This window comes from Polyangium fumosum, assembly GCF_005144585.1.
GTDB lineage: Bacteria > Myxococcota_A > Polyangia > Polyangiales > Polyangiaceae > Polyangium > Polyangium fumosum.
This window is the reverse complement of record NZ_SSMQ01000188.1, coordinates 1-1,148: the sequence shown is the minus strand read 5'-3', so window position 1 is coordinate 1,148 and position 1,148 is coordinate 1. Positions and strand designations below refer to the sequence as shown.

The 1,148-nt window shown below is 69.2% G+C and carries 1 protein-coding gene; it reads right to left on the bottom strand.

All coding sequences use genetic code 11. From position 1 onward, the window contains the following. A partial coding sequence (locus E8A74_RS51640) for an acyltransferase domain-containing protein (RefSeq protein WP_136936586.1) occupies window positions 1-1,148 on the bottom strand: 1,148 nt, incomplete at both ends.

Here is a 1,148-nt window from a genome sequence, read left to right as displayed (position 1 = left end):
TACGTCGGCAGCAGCACGCATTGCCCTCCCCCGGGATAATGCCGCTGCCATTCCACGGGATACCCTCCCGCGTACAGCGCTCCCAGCGACAGCAACATCGTACGCTGCTCGTCACGCTCTCGCCGCAGCGACCCCACGACCTGGCCGCTCTCCCCGCTCGCCGCGAGGCATTGCTCCAGGTTGCTCGACAGGACCGGGTGCGGGCCGACCTCCACGAAGACGCGGTCCCCATCTCGTACGGCAGAGCGGATCGCCTGCGCGAACTGGACCGGCTCCCGCAGGTTTTTCCCCCAATAACCGGCGCCGAGGTCCTCACCCTTGATCTGCTCGCCCGTGACGGTGCTGTACATCCTCCGGGCCGCGCGCCCCACCGCCACGCGCCCAAGCTCCTGCACCAGCGCACCCTCGAACGGCGCCATCACCGGGCTGTGAAATGCGTAATTCACCCGCAGCATCCGGCAATCTACGCCCTGGCCTTGCAGGCGCTCCAAAACCTCGGAGAGCGCTGACGCCTCTCCAGCGAGCACCACAGAACCCGGATCGTTGACCGCTGCAATCGCGAGCCGGCTCGCCATCCCCTCCAAGGCCGCACGCGCAGCTTCCTCGGGGAGCGCCACCGAAGCCATCTTCCCCAGCCCCGTCGCACCCTGCATCACACGTCCACGGATGCACACCAAACGCACCGCTTCTTCGAGGCTCAGCGCCCCGGCCGCGTGCGCCGCCGCTACCTCCCCCACGCTATGGCCAAGCACCGCGTCCGGCTCCACGCCCCACGACCCCCACAGCGCCGTCAATCCAACCTGGACCGCGAACAACACCGGCTGCACCACCTCGGTCTCGTGCAGCCGCGAGCTCTCTTCCGGCGCCTCCAGCGCCCCCAGCACAGAGAAGCCCCCGTGCTTTTTGACCAGCGGCTCGCACTGCTCGAGCGCCGCACGGAACACGGGCTCCGCCTCCAGCAGCCGGCGGCCCATCCCCACCCATTGCGACCCCTGACCGGAATAGACGAATACCACCTTCGGCCGCGCGTCGAGCTTCGCCTCGCCACGCGCCGCCCACGGGCTCGCCTCGCCACGCGCCACCGCAGCCAGCGACGTGAGCAGCTCCTCCCGCGAGCCTCCCACCACCGCAAGACGGTGCTCGAAATG